Source organism: Janthinobacterium sp. YR213 (assembly GCF_900099875.1).
GTDB lineage: Bacteria > Pseudomonadota > Gammaproteobacteria > Burkholderiales > Burkholderiaceae_D > Janthinobacterium > Janthinobacterium lividum.
The window spans coordinates 339,679-355,056 of the sequence record NZ_FNDA01000001.1; the positions used below are offsets into that span (position 1 = coordinate 339,679).

Sequence of the window (15,378 nt, forward strand, 5' to 3'; positions counted from 1 at the left end):
CATTATAGTGCGTCGCCGCGGGAATGCTCGATCCGTTTGCCATCAATAATTGAGCACCGTTCCGCTTATTTAAAGTGGCGCGCTTATTATTTATCGCACTGCAATAACATAAATGGCTCGCGTGATATTTGGTGAGTATTTGAAAAATATAACCGCAGATACGATTGATTTTCAAGTTGACGCTTATTTATTCAGGCGCTAATATCGAATGGCCATATACCATGGCATACAGCACAAGCAGTACTTAACCATCACAAGAGGATAGTACAATGCAAAACCAAACCAAATTGTTCGCATTCAAACTGGCTGAAAAACAGGTACAAAAACAGGAAGCGCCCGCCACCGCCTGGAAGGTGCGCGACGGCGTCGCCGTGGCCGGCTGCACCGCCGTTGGCACCCATGATCAATATCGCGACTCTTCGCGCCTCAAGCCCAACGACAGCGGCCAGTATTGCTGATACCCGGCACGCCATAACCCCCGCCCGGCGTGGGGGTTTCATATATTCTCCCATATTCAAACCGGCGCCGTGTGGCGCGGCTATTCCGCGCGCAATGCATATACAAACACCTTTCAATTAAAGTTTCCATTTTTTAAAATAAGTATTTATCGGTAAAAATCGGAACACGACCATTAATAGAGGATCACATGCACAAAGAAACCAAACTGTTCGCATTCAAATTGGCGGAAAAAAAGGAAGAAGAAAAGCCAGCGCATCCTGTGCTCTGGAAAGTACGCGATGGCGTCGCCGTGGCCGGCTGCACGGCTGTCGACAGCGAGGAGCAATACCGCTATTCGCGTATCGGTTCGAGTGACGGCGGCGAGTTCTGCTGATACGTTCGCCAGCTGAAAGCCTTGCCACGGCAAGGCTTTTTCACCTTCCTTTACCGCAAACCCACGACATGCACAAAAAGGTTTTGATTATCAGCCATAGCGGCGATCTGCACGCCGACCTGGTCGAAGCCATCCTCGCCGCCCGCGGCCATGCCCCCTTCCGTATCGATCTCGACGCCTTTCCCCGCGATTATCAGCTGTGCCAGCGCCTGCACGACGGCCGCGCCAGCGCGCGCCTGCGTCACTTGCCCGATGGCGACTGGCTTGACCTGCAGCAGGTGGGCGCCGTCTGGCTGCGCAAGGCGGCCGACTACGCCTACGCCAGCGCCGACCTGACGCCGCAGGAGCGCGCCTACGCGCAGCTGGAAACGGAACAAGCCATCTTCAGCGTGCTGTATGGGCTCGATTGTTACTGGCTCAGCCATCCACTGGCCCTGCGCGGCGCCCAATGGAAAGGCGAACAGCTTGCGCGTGCCGCGCGCATGGGCTTTCGCGTGCCCGCCACCGTGATCACCAACGTGCCCGACGACGTGCGCGCCTTCCGCGCTGCCATCAAAGGGCCCATCATTTTCAAGAGCATGTCGACGCCCAGCCTGGCCGCCGAAGCGGTCGAGGATGTTGACAGGGTCAGCGCCGGCATCGGCACCACCATCGTCGACGATGCCATGCTCGATAGCCTGGACGCCGTCAGCGAACTGAGCTGCCAGTTCCAGGAATATATCGCCAAGCAATACGAACTGCGGATCACCGTGATCGGCAAGCAATTGTTTGCCGCGCGCCTGTATTCCCAGGACGATGCGCGCACGGCCATCGACTCGCGCGACATGTCGGCCCCCATCCGCTATGAAGCATGCACCTTGCCAGCGGAAATACAGCAGCGCTGCCTCGCTTTCGTGCACAGCTATGGCCTCGAATATGGCGCGCTCGATCTCATCGTCACGCCCGGGGGCGAGTATGTTTTCCTGGAAAACAATCCTGTTGGTCAATTCTTGTATGTACAACAACTGGTGCCAGCCTTGCCCATGCTGGAAAGCGTGGCCGCAAGCCTGATCGAAGGAGCCGTATGCCGCAGCCAGACCTGAACCAGATCCCCGTCCGGCTGCGCGAACTGGAACAGGCGCGCGACAGCCGGGCCATCGTCCTGGCCGCCTCGCACCTGGACATGGAACTGCTGCCCGCCCTGTACGAGCTGTGCCAGGGCATCGGCCCCGTAGCGCGCCTCGACGTGGTGCTGCACGGCCGCGGCGGCATCGTCAACGCGGCGCGCCGCATCGCCATCCTGCTGCGCCAGCATGCGCGCCACCTGAGCTTTATCGTGCCCTTCCACTGCCAGTCGGCCGCCACCCTGCTGGCCCTGGGCGCCGATGAGATCATCGCGGGCGACCTGGCCCTGTTCTCGCCCATCGATCCGCAGCTCGATGGCGCCGACGGCGGCTCGATGTCCAGCCTGGACATCAAGGTGTTCGGCGACATGGCGCAGCAATGGTTTGGCGTCGATGCCAGCGAGGCGCGCCAGCAATCGCTGTCCCTGCTGTGCGGCAGCATCTTCCCCCCTTCCCTGACGGCCTTCTACCGCACCACCCTGGAACTGGCGCAGATCGGCGAGGAATTGCTGGCCTGGCAATTGCCCGATGCCACACAAGAGGCGCGGCGCGCCATCGTCGCGCAACTGGTGACGGGTTATCACTCGCATAACTATGCCTTGACGCGCGAAGAGCTTGCCCAACTGGGCCTGAACATGGTGCGCGATATCCACGTCGAAAGGCTGGGCTGGGCCATCTCGACGCAATTGCAGGCAAGCATAGGCGGCGCCTTGCGCAGCGCGCCAGACGAGCCGTGGAACGATGCCCTGCTGGCGTCGCGCGACGGCGTGCAGCTGCGGCGCCAGTGTCCGGGCGGCTTCGCGCCCGTGTGGAGCGCACAATGCTGACGTCCGTGCTGGCCGCGTTACTGGCCGACATCGCGCGCTACTGTATCGCCTTGCTGCTGCTGGCGGCCAGCGTGGGCAAGCTGCGCAGCTACGGAGACTTTCGCGGCAACCTGGCCACCTCGTTCGGCATGCCGCCCGCCGCAGCCCAATTCGCTGCGCCAGCCCTGGTGATGACAGAACTGCTGCTGGCCGGCTGGCTGCTGGCCGGCGGTTCCTACACACCGATGCTGCTGTCGCTATTACTGCTCAGTACGCTCACCGCCATATTGACTTACCGCTACTTCACGCACAGCGTGGTGCGCTGCAGCTGCTTTGGCGAAGCGGCACGGCCCGTGTCGCAGTACGACCTGCTGCGCAACATGCTGGCGGTCGGCATCAACGGCGCCTACTTTGCGCTGGCGCAGGCACCGGCCTTGCCCGTCGCCACTTCCATATTGGCCGCCGGCCTGGCAGCCATCGTGTGCGTGGCCACGATTTCCCTGCACGAGATCGCCACTTTGGCAAAGGCAGACTGATGGATTCCACGACTTTGCAACTGGTGCTGGCGGCGCTGGCGTTTGCCCTCGCCGGCAATATCTGGCTCAGCCTGGCCGTGCTGCGCGCCAGCCGCCGCGAACGCATCGCGCCCACGGCGCTGGAGCCGGGCCAGCCCCTGCCTGCCGTGCAAGCCCGTCCGCTGGCTGGCGGCGCGCATTTCCAGCCGGGCGCCGGCGGCCAGGCAGCCGTGCTGCTGTTCCTGGCCAGCCGCTGTCCGAAATGCGGGGAAAAGCTGGCCGGCATCGAACAGTTGCTGCCGCTTGCGCGGGAGGCAGGCCTGGCCCTGTGGCTGATCAGCGAAGAGCCAGTCCGCCGCCTGCGCGCCTTTTTGCCCGGCAACACCTTGCGGGCGGCCACGGCACGGCTGACGCTGCGCGACTACCGGCGCGTGAATCCGCTAATGAGCTCGCCTTCCTATGTATTCGTCAATCACCAGGGCAGCGTGGAAGCTGCCGGCCTGATCGGCGATGAAGACTGGCTGGCCCTCGTCGAGCAACTGGCTGACGAGACGGCACAGGAGCGCGCCGCATGAGCCATCTGAATGTCGGCCCGCATCTTGAACGCCTGCGCCTGCTGTATCCCGTGCGCTGGCGCGTCGCCGCCGGCTTGCTGTGCATGGTCCTCACCGTGGGCGCACAGCTGGCCTTTCCGCAAGCCATCGCGTATTTCATCGACAACGTGGCGGAACTGACCCGGCGCGGCGTCACGCCGGGCATGGTCGCCACCATGCTGGCCGTCAGCCTGCTGTATGCGCTGATCACGACCGCGCGCTTCTATTTGCTGCAATCGAGCGGCCACATGATCGTCATGGGCGTGCGCCGGCGCCTGTTTGACGTGGTGATCAATCAGCCCATCGCCTTCTTCGACAAGCACCATGGCGGCGAACTGAACAGCCGGCTCACGTCCGACGTCTCGGCCCTGCATGAAAGCTTGACCATCGGCGCGGCCAATGCCCTGCGCTCGCTATGCGTCTTTCTGGGCGGCATCGCCATGCTGCTGCATCTGTCACCCATGCTGAGCCTGCCGCTGGCCCTGTTCATTCCCATCAGCCTGTATCTCGGCAAGTTATCAGGCAGCAATTACCGGCAGCGTTCGCGGGCCATTTCCGCCACCCTGGCCGCCAGCGGCAAGGTGGCGCAGGAATACTTTGCCCATGCCCGGCTGGTGCAGGCATTCAACCAGCAGGGCGGCGCCATGGCCCGCTATGCGCAAGCCATGCGGCAACTGCTGGAGGTGTCCCTGGCCGGCACGCGGCTGCTGGCCGTGTTCCAGGGCGCGCAAGGGCTGCTGGCTTTTGTTGCCCTGCTGACCACCCTGTGCTTCGGCGCCCACCTGATCGGCCAGGGCCGCTTGAGCGTGGGAGAGCTGACGGCTTTTGTCATCTATGCCAGCATGGTGACGGACACGGCCGGCTCAATCAGCGAATTCTGGAACACGTGGATGCGCACCATGGGCTCAACCGACCGCATCTTCGAGATCCTGCGCAGCCACCGCGCCGTGCCCGAGGCGGCGCCGCAACCGCCGCTGGCCGGCCACATCGCGCTGCGCGACGCGCGCTTTTCGTATCCCGAACGCACGCAGGTCACGGCCCTCGACGGTGTCAGCCTGTCGATACGGGCGGGCGAAAAAATCGCCCTGGTGGGCGCCTCGGGCGCGGGCAAGTCCACCATCGCCAGCCTGGTGCTGGGCCACTACCAGCTTGACGCGGGCAGCCTGCAGTTCGACGGCATCGATGCAGGCATGCTGGGCGTGACGCAGCTGCGGCGCCAGATGGCCGTGGTGGAACAGGAACCTGCCCTGTTTTCCGGCAGCATCGCGGACAATATCGCCTTTGCCGTGCCAGACCGCCAGGTGACGCGCGACGAAATGCTGGCGGCGGCGCGCCTGGCGCACGCCCACGATTTTATTCAAGCTTTTCCTGACGGCTACGAGACCCTGGTGGGCGAACGGGGCGTGCAATTGTCCGGCGGACAGAAGCAGCGCATCGCGATCGCCCGCGCCATCCTGCGCGCGCCGAAAATCCTCATCCTGGACGAAGCCACCAGCGCGCTCGACGCCGCCAGCGAACAGCAGGTGCAGCTCGCCCTCGACACCCTGATGCAAGGGCGCACCACCATCATCATCGCCCACCGCTTTTCCACCATTATCAAAGCGGACCGCATCATCGTCATGGACAAGGGCCGGATATGCCAGCAAGGCACGCACGCCGAGCTGCTGCGCGCGGGCGGCCAGTATGCGCGGCTGATGCAGCAGCAGTTGTCGCAATTCCAGCAATTGCATGCTAGTGCGGCAACGCTGTAAGGCGGCAGCGTGCGCTGGCACTGTCCGACTTGCCTGAATAAGCACGCGCACCCCGTTGTCTGGATCGGCATTCTGGGCGATAATTACGCCCATGAACGATACCACCACCTTACCCCCATTGCCCGATCGCCTGTCGATCGACCCTAGCAGCCCTTACCACGTTGCAGCCGTGTTCGAGAACGACGTCGGCATCCGCTTCAACGACAAGGAGCGTCTTGACGTGGAAGAATATTGCATCAGCGAACGCTGGATCAAGGTCGCTTCCACCAAGTCACTCGACCGCCGCGGCCGTCCGCTGCAGATCAAGCTGAAGGGCAAAGTCGAAGCTTTTTACCGCTAAGCAACGCACGCAGCTGTCATCGAGGCCGATTTTCATCGGCCTTTTTTGCGTGCGCCGCTTGTCTTTCAGGCATCGCAGATGACCAGCCCGGCCGCGGCCGCCAGCGGCAGCCACAGCATGACGTCGGCCAGTACCTCGTCCGGCGCCCTGCCGCTCGACCGCGCCGCCTGCCCCGCGCACTGTGCCAGCGGCGCGCCGCCGGCCAACGCTTGCAGACAATAAAACTGCCAGGGCTGCAATTCCTGCATGGCAAGCCGGTAATGCATGCGCGAAATGGCGACAAAGGCGGACCTGGCACCAGGCTGGGCCGGCACGGCGTCGTCCGGCGCGGCCTGCGCCTGTTGCCAGTAGTCGCACAGGGGGAACGACAGGGCCAGCAGCCGCGTGCACGGCGCCAGGCGCCAGGCTGGTGTATTTCCTAATAGCAAGTCCAATCCGCACGGCAGCATGGGCGGCGTCAGCTTTTCCAGGCCGGGCGCCCTGCCCGCTTCGCTGCGCGCCCGTTCCAGCTGCGCCAGTTCGACGGGAAAGCGCAAGGCGGCGCCCTGCGCGCCGGCGGCATGCTGGCTGGCGGCGAGAAAATCGGCAAAGCCGGCACCCAGGTCGTACAGGGTCGCGGACGCGGACGGGTGGCGCCAGACATAGGCGCGGGCAAAGAAGGCGAACAGCTCGTCACCCATGACCTTGCGCAACACGGGATAGTCGGCTTGCAGGCATTCCAGCAGGCGCTGCACATAGCCATCCGCATGGATGTGCAGCGGCGCCGGCCCGCCCCTGGCCCGTTTCAATACTTGCTCCTGCGTCAAGCCATGGCGCTCGCTGGCCAGCTGGACGCCGCGCGCCGCGCCGCCCGGCGCCGTCATCGCCGTCAGGAACCATGCCTGCAATTGCGCCAGCGGTGCGCGGGCCTCGCCAGATTCGCCTGCTGCGGTGCTACTGGGCATGGGCAGCCTCCAGGTGAAAGCCCAGCGGCGCCGAGACGGCGGCGGCAGCCGTGACTGGTGCCGCATCCGCGAATTCTCCCCGCTCGGCCGCGCGCGCCTTGTCGAGCTCGGCCAGCAGCTGCGGGTACGGGGGAATCGCCGCATCCCATTCCAGCAGGGCCGACACGCCGCCCGTCAGCCGTTGCGCCAGCGCGTACAGGCGCCACACGGCGGCCGGCACGGGGGCGTCATGGGTATCGATCAGCACGGCGCCGCACACGGTGGGGCCGGCCAGGTGGATCTGCACGATGTGCGCGTGCGGCAGCTGGCGGATGTAGTGGGCCGCGTCATAGCCGTGGTTATGCGCGCTGACGTGGACATTGTTGACGTCGAGCAAGAGTCCGCAGCCCGTGTCTTCGGCCAGGCGGCCCAGGAATTCCCATTCCGGCATGCTGGACTGGGCAAATTCCACGTAGCTGCTGGGGTTTTCCAGGACCAGCGGACGGCCCAGGAATTCCTGCACCTGCCGCACGCGCCCCGCCACGTGGCGCAGGCTGGCCTCGTCCAGCGGCAGCGGCAGCAAGTCGTGGCTGTTAAGCGAGGCGGCACCCGTCCAGCACAGGTGGTCGGAAATCCACGCGGGCCGGATCTCGCCGGCCAGCTGGCGCAGCTTGCGCAGGTAGGCCAGGCTGAGAGGATCGCTGCTGCCGATCGACAGCGAGACGCCATGCATGACGATAGGCACCTGCGCCGCCACCTGCTCCAGCACATGGCGCGCATAGCCGTGGTTGTCGATGAAGTTCTCGCTGATGATCTCGAACCAGTCCACCTGCGGCCCGTGGCGCAGGATGTGCGCATAGTGCGGCGGGCGCAGCCCCACGCCCAGGCCCAGGTTCGGCAAGCCCAGGCGTGGCGCCACCGTGTGCATGGCGTGCCGCATCAGGTCGACGGCGGCAAGGCCAGGCGCAGGTCGGTGGGCGGCGGCGACGCCCCCACTGGCGTGCCGCGCGCCGCCATCACCTTGCCGTAGGCTTCCCATGCCTTGTCGTAGACATTGTCGCCCAGCGCAAAGCTCATGGTCTGGCCCAGCGGAATGCTGCGGTGCTCGGGCGCGGGTCCGAAATCGTACAAAGTCATGGTGGCAGGCTCGGGCGGTTCCTTGCCCGTCGTGTTCGGATACAGCTGCGAGGCCGAAATCGGCACGGCGCAGCCGCCGAATCCCCCGCATTTGTTGTCGCTGGGCGCGCTGTAGACTTTATCGGGCTGCGGCGGCGGTGGCGGCACGTAGCACGGCGTGCCCGGCGAGGCGGCAAGCTTGACCGAGTGGCCGCAGGACGAACCGCCCGTGTCGGCCTGGGCAAAGCCGCAGCCGCCCTGGGCATGGCAGCCGTTGGAGCCGCGGCAGGTATGGTAGACGGCCAGCGCGGCGCAGGTGGACGAGGCCTCGCCTTCCAGGTGCATGCCCTGGCAGGCGTGGTACAGCACGCCTTTCTCGGCCAGCGGCACGCCCGTCGCCAGGTTCGGCGCCTGGCCCAGCACGGCCCAGCAGATGGCCATGCGGTCGCCCGCGCCCACCATCGACGGATACGGAAAGTCCAGTTGCTGGTTCTGCCAGTACTTGTCCAGCACGGAAGTGATGCCGTAGATGGCGCCCGTGGCGACCGTGCTCAGCATCTCCGGGGTGCCGCTGGCGTCCTTCAGGCGGTTCAGGGCACCCGCCACGGCCGCCGGCGCGGGAATATTCTGCGGCGCGCTGGCCGGGTTGTAGCGTTCGTTGGTCAGCATGGCCGCGCTCCACTGCTGGCCCTGCTTGTGCCAGCTGGCCCAGGTAGTCACGGGCAGCATCGCCTTGACCTGGCCGAAACGCTCGTAGTGGTCGAACGGGGCGCTGTCGTGGCGCGCCTGCGCATCGCGCGATTCGGCATCCTTGCCATTGTTCGCGTAGGACGGATAATCGCACTTCAAGGCATCCAGGTCTTCGCGGTAGTCGGGCTGCACGGCCTTCAGGCGCAGTGCCGCATCGCGGCGGTAGCGCTGGATGGCCGCTTCGCTGCCCTCGCCCTGATCCGTGATGGCCGCCATCATGTCGATGGCCTTGTTGAACGAGCCCGTCTGGCCGCCATCCTGGTCCTGCGGGCCGAAGCAGGTATCGAATTTGGGAAATTCCGCCCGCGCATGCCCCTGGACCTGGCTGTTGAACATGTCCTGCTGCACCGAACCGTTGACGAACAGCTTTTGCCACAGGGTCTGGCCATCCGCATATTCGATGCTGATGTAGCGCGCATAGCATTCGTACATGTAGCCGATGGTGCCGAACAGGGGCAGATCATGCACGTGCTTGCCCGGCGTCCAGCCCGGGAGCGGCACTTCCGGGAAGTATTTGGTGTGGTTGTGCTTGTCGAACTCGGCCAGCTGGGCGCGTGCCTGCTCCTCGGGCTGCTCGATGGCGAGGAACAGGTCGCACTGGTTGCTGTTCAGCTCTTCCAGGTTGACGCGCACGTGGCGGTAGCCGGACGTGTCCTGCAAGTCGACGATGTGCGGGATCACCGTGCACTCCTTGCCATAGCAGGTCCAGCCATGATCCTGCGATTGCAGCTCCGAGCCCGTGAAGCACGGCGCCGTGCCGATGGCCGTGGCCAGGTTGGCCGCCATCTGCAGATGCAGCATTTCCTGGATGAAGACGCTGAAGATGATGTTGAAGGCCTTTTGCTCCTTCAGCTCGGGCCGGGCCGTGGTGCCCATGCCCGGCCACTGGCGTCCCTCATAGTAGGTGACGCCTTTCGAGTTGATCTGGTGCGTGCCGTGGATCGAGTACATGGTGGCCATGTACAGGGGGATGGTGAACAGCTCGACGCTGACGGCCGCCTGGGCGATGGCGCGCACGGCGGCCGTGTCGGTGTCCAGCGTGTCGAGCGGGCGCCTGGTGATGGGGGCCTGGGTGCTTCCTAAAACGGGCATTTTCATTCTGTATCTCCACAGGAAGGATGCGTTTCGGATATCGGGCCGGTCCGCGCCATCTGCGTGCGCTGTTCACGGCAAGGAAATCATACGCCTGAGAAAGATACTTTTGCGGCAAGATTTATGCGCTGGCCGAGGGGCAATACCGTCAGGCCTGGGCCATGAAAATAAGCGTTTTCAGCGGCCATTCGATGACAATTGAATAGAATCGGCAAAACCTGCGCGTGTATAAGCGCCGCACCGGCAAGCGCCGGCGCGTGGCTTGCATGCTGATAGTCAGGCGCCGGGCGGCTGGAAGGCGCAAAAGCCGGGCCACTGGTCGCGGCTGTCGCATACTTTCAGGCAGCCTTTGTCATCCTTGAACGTGGCGACCACCTTGATGTGGAAACCGTATTTTGGCGTGGTGGCCAGGAAGGCGGACGGGCAGCTTTGCTCGTTGCTGAAACGGAAAGTGATTTCTTCGCGGCGGCCCTTGCGCTCAAAGCCCAGCATGAAGGTTTCATTGCTGTTCCACTGCGCCTTGCCCGGCACGCGGAAGCGGTAGCGCGGGCTGCCCTGCTGCTGGCCGTCAAGTTTCTGGCCGAAGACGCGGCTGCTGGCCGTGGCCGTTTCGACCTTGGCGATCGGATAGGGCACGGCAAACATGTAGGTGCCGGCAAAACCCTGGTCGAAGCCGAGGCCCTTCTGGTAAAACGGTACGACGATATGCGGCGCGCCCGTGTATTCCACGGTATTGCGGGCCGTCACGCGCGACGTCAGCTTGTCATCGGGCTCTTTGCCGAAGACCACGTCCAGTTCCAGCAAGGCTTGTTGCTTGTGGATATCTTGCGCCAGATAATCCTTGGCGAACATCTCGCCATGCACGCAGCCGGCCAGCAGGGAGGCGGCGAGGCAGCCGGCGAGGAGTTTGGGTATTGTCATGGCTGTTTTCCTTCCGGCGGCGCGGAAATGAGGCCCAGCCCCGTCACCTGCAAGCCGTTCTTGCCCTGTTTCCATTGAAATTGCTGGCCGAACCAGGCCAGTTCCAGCTCGCGCCGGATACGGTTCGAATCCGTGCGGCCCTGGCGCGCCTTGATGGCGGCGCCCGCCTGTTCGGCAGCGGCCTGCGACAAGGGCTTCAGCCACCGTTGATAGGTGTCGGGCGGCAAGGCCAGCACGCCTGCCACGCCGTCGTCGCGCGTGGCGACGACGACCTGCAAGCTGGTCAGCCTGCGGGTCAGATAGGCGCCGCGCCGGCTGTCGGGCGAGACGGAGACCAGCATGGCGGGCGCGTAATCGCCCGTGACGATGCCCGGCATGTCAAACCACAGCAGTTCGCCCGTGTCCGTATCGAGCGCGCGGCCGTCGCGCGCAAACAGCAGTATTTCGCTACGGCCCGGCTGCGGCACGCCCCATTCGGGGTCGCGCTCCGTGCGCACCATGTCGTCGCGCTGCATGGGACTGACGGGGCGCATCAGCGGTTCGCCGTTCTGCACGCCGATCAATATCGTGCCCTGGCCCGTATAGCCCTTGGTAAAGGCCAGCAGCATGGGCTGGCCTTCGCGCCTGGCCTTGAGGGGACGCACTTCCACCACTTCGCGCGCGCCGCCGGGCCAATAGCCGTGCTTACGGAAAGACAAGTTGACGAGCGGGTCGTGGCGGTCGCGCGTGACGACAAAGTCGCCGTATTGCTGCATCACCGGCACGTATGGTGTTTGCGCCTGCGCGGCAGGCAGGACGGCGGCAAGCAAGCTGGCGGCGGCCGCCAGGCGGCATAAAGGTAGCAACAGAGGTAGGAACGGCATGGCATCCTGCAAGGGTCGCGCGAGGCGAAGAATCAGGATGATAAACGATTCCTCGTCAGCAACACTGTCCGATAGGAAACATCAACGGCGCTGGATTTCGATCAGTTCGATCTCGAACAGCTTGGGCCACAGCTTGCCCGTGACAAACAAACGCTTGCCGCGCGCATCCCAGGCGATGCCATTGAGCACGGCGTCGGGATTGGCCGTACCCCGCTGCGCGGGCGGGAGCAAGCCCGTCAGGTCGATCCAGCCGACCACCTTGCCGCTGGCCGGGTCGATGCGGGCGATCACGTCCGCGCCCCACACATTCGCGTACAGCTCGCCGTCGACCATTTCCAGTTCATTCAGGCGCTCGATGGGACGGCCTTCCGCCTTTACCTCGAAGCGGCGCACCTCGGCCAGGGTTTTCGGGTTCAGCACGCGGATGGCGGAACTGCCGTCGCTCATGTAGACAAATTGACTGTCGCTGGCCAGGCCCCAGCCTTCGCCCTGGTAGCTGAATGTGCGTTTCAGCTTGAACGTTTTCTGGTCAAACACATAACCGGTCTGCGACATCCACGTCAGGCCAAGGATGTCATCGCCCACGTCCGTGATGCCTTCGCCGAATACTTTTTTATCGAGCATGCTTTTCTGCAGCACCTTGCCCGTCGTCAATTCCACCTTGCGCAAGGAAGACTGGCCGTTCTGGCCCGTGCTTTCATACAGATGGCCATCCTTGAACAGCAAGCCCTGGGTAAACGCCTTGGGGTCGTGAGGATAGGTATTCTTGACGAAATAGCCATACACAGGAATGGCGGCCTGGGCGTAGCCCATTTCGCTCATCAGGCCCACGGTGCATAACAATCCCAGCAGCAGCGAGCCTGCCGTGCGTTTCAGACTTGTTTTACCGATATTCTTCATATTCTTGGCGGTGGTTGGCGAGCGCCTATTGTAATCGCCCGGGCTGCGCCATGCGCGCCCTGACGAGCTCCAGCCAGGCGCGGGCAGCGAAAGACAGCCGACCGCCGCGGCGCCAGGCCAGCATCAGATTCCATTCCACGGGCGGACCTGCCAGGGGAATCACGGCAAACTGCGCTGGCTCGAGCGTGTCGCAATACATCTTCGGCAACAGGCAGATGCCCACGCCCAGGCGGACCAGCGAGGCGATGAAATCCCACTGGCCGCTGCGGCCCGTGATGCGCGGGGCGAAACCGGCCCGCTGGCAGGCATCGAGCACGATATCGTTCAGGGCAAATGCGGCGCCATAGAAAATGAAGGGACTGTCGGCCAGTTCGGCCAGGGCCACGGAAGAGCGTCCCTGCCACGGCGAACCGGGCGCGGCCAGCAGGCACAGCGGCGAGCGCACGAGGGGCAAGGCCTCGAAATCTTGCCACGTGGCCGCATTGCCCGGGTAATCGAGCATGGTGCCCAGCTCCACCATGCCGGTGCGCAAGTCGCGCTCGATGGCTTGCGTGCCGCTTTCATACATTTTCAGCTCGATGCCCGGATAGCGCTGGTGATACTCGGCCAGCCACGGCGCCAGGGTGGAATGCGTCTGCGGCGACACGCCCACCCGCAACTCGCCCCGCTCCAGCTCTTGCAGGTCGCGCAATTCCACCTTCAGTTCCGCGTGCAGGGCCAGCAATGTATGCGCGCGCGCCAGTACCACCTTGCCCGCGTCCGTCAGGGTAAAACGTTTACCGGCACGGTCCAGCAAGGCCAGGTCCAGCGACTGTTCCAGCTGTTGGACCATCTTGCTGACGGTGGGCTGCGTCACGTGCAGCCTGGCGGCCGCCCGCGTAAAACTGTTCTGTTCCACCACCTCGACGAAGTAGCGCAGGGAGCGGATATCCATGATGCATTCCAATATCGAATGATAATCATAAGTTTAAGTCATTTTATCTTTTGATGTGGCGTCCCTACAATGAAACCTTCCCCTGCCGTTTGAAAGCCTGCCTTGAAAGCCGTCCCCTATCCCGCCGCCCTGCCCTCCATCCCCGCCTGGCGCCAGCCCGCGCAGACCGTGTGGCAAGTGGGTGTGCTGATCGCCGCCTGGTGGCTGGCCAACGAGGCCGCCTCCGTCCTGCACCTGCCGTTTTCCGGCGGCGTGGTGGGCCTGTTCGTGCTGGTGGCCCTGCTGCTGGCGGGTTGGGTGCGGCCTGCCTCCATCGAACTGGGCGCGAACTGGCTGCTGGCCAACATGCTGCTGTTCTTCATTCCGCTGGTTGTGTCCGTGGTGCAATTTACGCAGCTGTTAAAGTCGCAGGGCTTGATGCTGTTCGTAAACATCGGCCTGGGCTTTGCCAGCGTGATGCTGGCCACGGCCTTCACCGTGGAATGGGTGTGCCGCTATGAACGCAAGTTGCGCCTGCAAACACTGCGGCGCCAGCGCGCAGCCAGGGCGGCAGCATGAGCACCTTGCTCCTGTCCCTGCTGTTCTTGCTGCTGACCCTGGTGCTGTTCTACGCCAACCAGGCGCTGCACCGCCGCCATCCGCATTTCTTGCTGACGCCCGCCATCTGCACCTCGGCGATATTGATCGTCGTCGTGCAGGCGACCTCGACGCCGTTCGCCACGTATTTCGGCGAAACGCGCTGGCTGCCGTGGCTGCTGGGCCCAGCCACCATCGCGTTTGCGCTGCCCATCTTCCAGGAGCGCAAGCTGATCCGCAAGCATTGGCTGGCCTTGAGTCTGGGCAGCTGCGCCGGCATCGTGGCATCGGTTGCCGCCACCCTGCTGCTGGACCGTGTTTTGGGCGTGCATGGCGACATGGCGCGCAGCCTGCTGGCGCGCTCCGTGTCGACGCCGTTCGCGCTGGAAGCGTCGCGCCACATGGGCGGCTCGGCCCAGCTGACGGGTATCTTCGTGGTGATGACGGGTTTGTTCGGCTTGATGCTGGGCAAACCGCTCTTAAAACTGCTGCCCTTGCGCATGCGCATCGCCCGTGGCGCCCCGTATGGCGCGGCGGCGCACGGCTTTGGCTTGTCGGTGGCGCGCCGGGTCGGCACGGAAGAAGGCGCCGTGGCCAGCCTGACGATGATTTTCTCGGGCGTCGTGACGGTGCTGCTGGCGCCCCTGCTGGGGCATCTGCTGGGCTAGCGGCCCGCTTGCAGCGCCTGCATGCCATGCACGATCAGGTCGATTCCTGCCAGGAAATCCTCGCGGTCGTCGTGCGTGCGCAGCTGACCCGCCACCTTGCGGGCAAATGGAAACGCCTGCGCGTCGAGGCGTGACCAGGCGCCCGCCATGATGTCGAGGAAATGCGCGCGCTCCAGGCCTTTTTCCCGGGCGATGGCGGCATTGGCCGCATTCTGCCCGCTCACGCCCAGCAGATAATTGAGCAGCGTGCATGCCGCCAGCCATTGCCTGTCCTGCGGCACGCCCAGCGCATCCACTTGCCGCCCCAGGCGTTCCAGGATGCGCACGATGGGCAGCTGACCCGGCGCGCGCGACAGGGCCGAGCCCAGCCACGGATGCGCATCCATGGCCTCGAACATGGCCAGCGCCACGGCGCGGATGCCGGCCTGCGGCGTATGGTCATGCGGGGCGGTATCCATGGCGCGGGCGACGATGGCGTCGCTGGCGGCCGTGAACAAATCGTCCTTGTCGGCCACGTGCCAGTAAATGGCGCCCGCCCCCGTGACCAGACGAGTCGCCAGGGCGCGGAACGTCAGGCCGCCCTCGCCCGCCGTGTCGAGCAGGTCAATGGCGGCGTCGATGATGGTCTCGCGCGTCAGCGAGTCGGCTCGTCGTGGTGGGGTCATTACGGTATTGGAGGACATCGCCTATCTTGA

At 64.2% G+C, this 15,378-nt stretch carries 18 protein-coding genes; 10 read left to right on the forward strand and 8 right to left on the reverse strand.

The features are described from left to right. Positions 1–269 precede the first annotated feature (269 nt). The 8 genes from BLT98_RS01500 (at position 270) to BLT98_RS01535 (ending at position 5,940) form a co-directional block, all read left to right on the forward strand. Entirely contained in the window at positions 270–458 is a 189-nt protein-coding gene (locus BLT98_RS01500; RefSeq protein ID WP_034786916.1) for a hypothetical protein, read from the forward strand. A gap of 188 nt (positions 459–646) precedes the next feature. Beyond that, positions 647–832, forward strand: coding sequence for a hypothetical protein (locus BLT98_RS01505; protein WP_092604945.1), 186 nt, complete (start codon positions 647–649; stop codon positions 830–832). A 68-nt stretch (positions 833–900) separates the two neighbouring features. After that, positions 901–1,914 (forward strand): ATP-grasp domain-containing protein, encoded by a 1,014-nt coding sequence (locus tag BLT98_RS01510; RefSeq protein ID WP_070279609.1) that lies wholly within the window; start codon positions 901–903, stop codon positions 1,912–1,914. After that, positions 1,896–2,762: an SDH family Clp fold serine proteinase gene (locus tag BLT98_RS01515; protein WP_092604946.1), complete on the forward strand. Its 867-nt coding sequence runs from the start codon at positions 1,896–1,898 to the stop codon at positions 2,760–2,762. The genes BLT98_RS01510 and BLT98_RS01515 overlap by 19 nt, the downstream gene beginning before the upstream one ends. After that, complete coding sequence (locus BLT98_RS01520; RefSeq protein WP_092604947.1) at positions 2,756–3,277, forward strand: MauE/DoxX family redox-associated membrane protein; 522 nt, start codon at positions 2,756–2,758, stop codon at positions 3,275–3,277. The genes BLT98_RS01515 and BLT98_RS01520 overlap by 7 nt, the downstream gene beginning before the upstream one ends. Beyond that, positions 3,277–3,831 carry a thioredoxin domain-containing protein gene (locus tag BLT98_RS01525; protein WP_070279612.1) on the forward strand — a complete coding sequence of 185 codons (555 nt, stop codon included), beginning with the start codon at positions 3,277–3,279 and terminating at the stop codon, positions 3,829–3,831. The genes BLT98_RS01520 and BLT98_RS01525 overlap by 1 nt, the downstream gene beginning before the upstream one ends. After that, positions 3,828–5,600 carry an ABC transporter ATP-binding protein gene (locus BLT98_RS01530; RefSeq protein WP_092604948.1) on the forward strand — a complete coding sequence of 591 codons (1,773 nt, stop codon included), beginning with the start codon at positions 3,828–3,830 and terminating at the stop codon, positions 5,598–5,600. The genes BLT98_RS01525 and BLT98_RS01530 overlap by 4 nt, the downstream gene beginning before the upstream one ends. Before the next feature lie 91 nt (positions 5,601–5,691). Further along, on the forward strand, positions 5,692–5,940 hold the full coding sequence (locus tag BLT98_RS01535; RefSeq protein ID WP_010398340.1) for a DUF3297 family protein: 249 nt from the start codon (positions 5,692–5,694) through the stop codon (positions 5,938–5,940). A 65-nt stretch (positions 5,941–6,005) separates the two neighbouring features. Here BLT98_RS01535 and BLT98_RS01540 read toward each other — a convergent pair whose 3' ends face one another. The 7 genes from BLT98_RS01540 to BLT98_RS01570 form a co-directional block, all read right to left on the reverse strand. Then, positions 6,006–6,884, reverse strand: a complete 879-nt coding sequence (locus BLT98_RS01540; RefSeq protein WP_092604949.1) for an HvfC/BufC N-terminal domain-containing protein — start codon at positions 6,882–6,884, stop codon at positions 6,006–6,008. Then, on the reverse strand, positions 6,874–7,803 hold the full coding sequence (locus BLT98_RS01545) for an MNIO family bufferin maturase (protein ID WP_244517345.1): 930 nt from the start codon (positions 7,801–7,803) through the stop codon (positions 6,874–6,876). Before BLT98_RS01545 ends, BLT98_RS01540 begins: the two co-directional genes overlap by 11 nt. Then, complete coding sequence (locus tag BLT98_RS01550; RefSeq protein ID WP_092604951.1) at positions 7,803–9,827, reverse strand: ferritin-like domain-containing protein; 2,025 nt, start codon at positions 9,825–9,827, stop codon at positions 7,803–7,805. The genes BLT98_RS01545 and BLT98_RS01550 overlap by 1 nt, the downstream gene beginning before the upstream one ends. A gap of 270 nt (positions 9,828–10,097) precedes the next feature. Next, a complete protein-coding gene (locus tag BLT98_RS01555; RefSeq protein ID WP_092604952.1) occupies positions 10,098–10,742 on the reverse strand; it encodes a hypothetical protein in 645 nt (214 codons plus the stop codon). Next, on the reverse strand, positions 10,739–11,605 hold the full coding sequence (locus tag BLT98_RS01560) for a hypothetical protein (RefSeq protein ID WP_211614786.1): 867 nt from the start codon (positions 11,603–11,605) through the stop codon (positions 10,739–10,741). Before BLT98_RS01560 ends, BLT98_RS01555 begins: the two co-directional genes overlap by 4 nt. Before the next feature lie 81 nt (positions 11,606–11,686). Continuing rightward, complete coding sequence (locus BLT98_RS01565; protein ID WP_211614789.1) at positions 11,687–12,505, reverse strand: glutaminyl-peptide cyclotransferase; 819 nt, start codon at positions 12,503–12,505, stop codon at positions 11,687–11,689. Between the two features lie 25 nt (positions 12,506–12,530). Then, positions 12,531–13,439, reverse strand: coding sequence for a LysR family transcriptional regulator (locus tag BLT98_RS01570; RefSeq protein ID WP_070279617.1), 909 nt, complete (start codon positions 13,437–13,439; stop codon positions 12,531–12,533). Positions 13,440–13,541: 102 nt separating this feature from the next. On the opposite strand from BLT98_RS01570, the gene BLT98_RS01575 reads away from it, so the two are divergent. Both BLT98_RS01575 and BLT98_RS01580 read left to right on the forward strand, forming a co-directional pair. Next, positions 13,542–13,997, forward strand: a complete 456-nt coding sequence (locus BLT98_RS01575) for a CidA/LrgA family protein (RefSeq protein ID WP_092604953.1) — start codon at positions 13,542–13,544, stop codon at positions 13,995–13,997. Beyond that, the gene (locus BLT98_RS01580) at positions 13,994–14,683 is read left to right on the forward strand and encodes an LrgB family protein (protein ID WP_092604954.1); all 690 of its coding nucleotides are present in this window, start codon (positions 13,994–13,996) and stop codon (positions 14,681–14,683) included. Before BLT98_RS01575 ends, BLT98_RS01580 begins: the two co-directional genes overlap by 4 nt. Here BLT98_RS01580 and BLT98_RS01585 read toward each other — a convergent pair. Further along, positions 14,680–15,366, reverse strand: coding sequence for a TetR/AcrR family transcriptional regulator (locus BLT98_RS01585; protein ID WP_092604955.1), 687 nt, complete (start codon positions 15,364–15,366; stop codon positions 14,680–14,682). The genes BLT98_RS01580 and BLT98_RS01585 overlap by 4 nt on opposite strands. Between the last annotated feature and the right edge of the window lie 12 nt (positions 15,367–15,378).

Excerpts from the sequence above, each read along its gene's own strand:
- BLT98_RS01500 (WP_034786916.1), top strand. The coding sequence starts at position 270 with ATGCAAAACCAAACCAAATTGTTCGCATTCAAACTGGCTGAAAAACAG.
- BLT98_RS01505 (WP_092604945.1), top strand. The coding sequence starts at position 647 with ATGCACAAAGAAACCAAACTGTTCGCATTCAAATTGGCGGAAAAAAAG.
- BLT98_RS01510 (WP_070279609.1), top strand. The coding sequence starts at position 901 with ATGCACAAAAAGGTTTTGATTATCAGCCATAGCGGCGATCTGCACGCC.
- BLT98_RS01515 (WP_092604946.1), top strand. The coding sequence starts at position 1,896 with ATGCCGCAGCCAGACCTGAACCAGATCCCCGTCCGGCTGCGCGAACTG.
- BLT98_RS01520 (WP_092604947.1), top strand. The coding sequence starts at position 2,756 with ATGCTGACGTCCGTGCTGGCCGCGTTACTGGCCGACATCGCGCGCTAC.
- BLT98_RS01525 (WP_070279612.1), top strand. The coding sequence starts at position 3,277 with ATGGATTCCACGACTTTGCAACTGGTGCTGGCGGCGCTGGCGTTTGCC.
- BLT98_RS01530 (WP_092604948.1), top strand. The coding sequence starts at position 3,828 with ATGAGCCATCTGAATGTCGGCCCGCATCTTGAACGCCTGCGCCTGCTG.
- BLT98_RS01535 (WP_010398340.1), top strand. The coding sequence starts at position 5,692 with ATGAACGATACCACCACCTTACCCCCATTGCCCGATCGCCTGTCGATC.
- BLT98_RS01540 (WP_092604949.1), bottom strand. The coding sequence starts at position 6,884 with ATGCCCAGTAGCACCGCAGCAGGCGAATCTGGCGAGGCCCGCGCACCG.
- BLT98_RS01545 (WP_244517345.1), bottom strand. The coding sequence starts at position 7,803 with ATGCGGCACGCCATGCACACGGTGGCGCCACGCCTGGGCTTGCCGAAC.
- BLT98_RS01550 (WP_092604951.1), bottom strand. The coding sequence starts at position 9,827 with ATGAAAATGCCCGTTTTAGGAAGCACCCAGGCCCCCATCACCAGGCGC.
- BLT98_RS01555 (WP_092604952.1), bottom strand. The coding sequence starts at position 10,742 with ATGACAATACCCAAACTCCTCGCCGGCTGCCTCGCCGCCTCCCTGCTG.
- BLT98_RS01560 (WP_211614786.1), bottom strand. The coding sequence starts at position 11,605 with ATGCCGTTCCTACCTCTGTTGCTACCTTTATGCCGCCTGGCGGCCGCC.
- BLT98_RS01565 (WP_211614789.1), bottom strand. The coding sequence starts at position 12,505 with ATGAAGAATATCGGTAAAACAAGTCTGAAACGCACGGCAGGCTCGCTG.
- BLT98_RS01570 (WP_070279617.1), bottom strand. The coding sequence starts at position 13,439 with ATGGATATCCGCTCCCTGCGCTACTTCGTCGAGGTGGTGGAACAGAAC.
- BLT98_RS01580 (WP_092604954.1), top strand. The coding sequence starts at position 13,994 with ATGAGCACCTTGCTCCTGTCCCTGCTGTTCTTGCTGCTGACCCTGGTG.
- BLT98_RS01585 (WP_092604955.1), bottom strand. The coding sequence starts at position 15,366 with ATGTCCTCCAATACCGTAATGACCCCACCACGACGAGCCGACTCGCTG.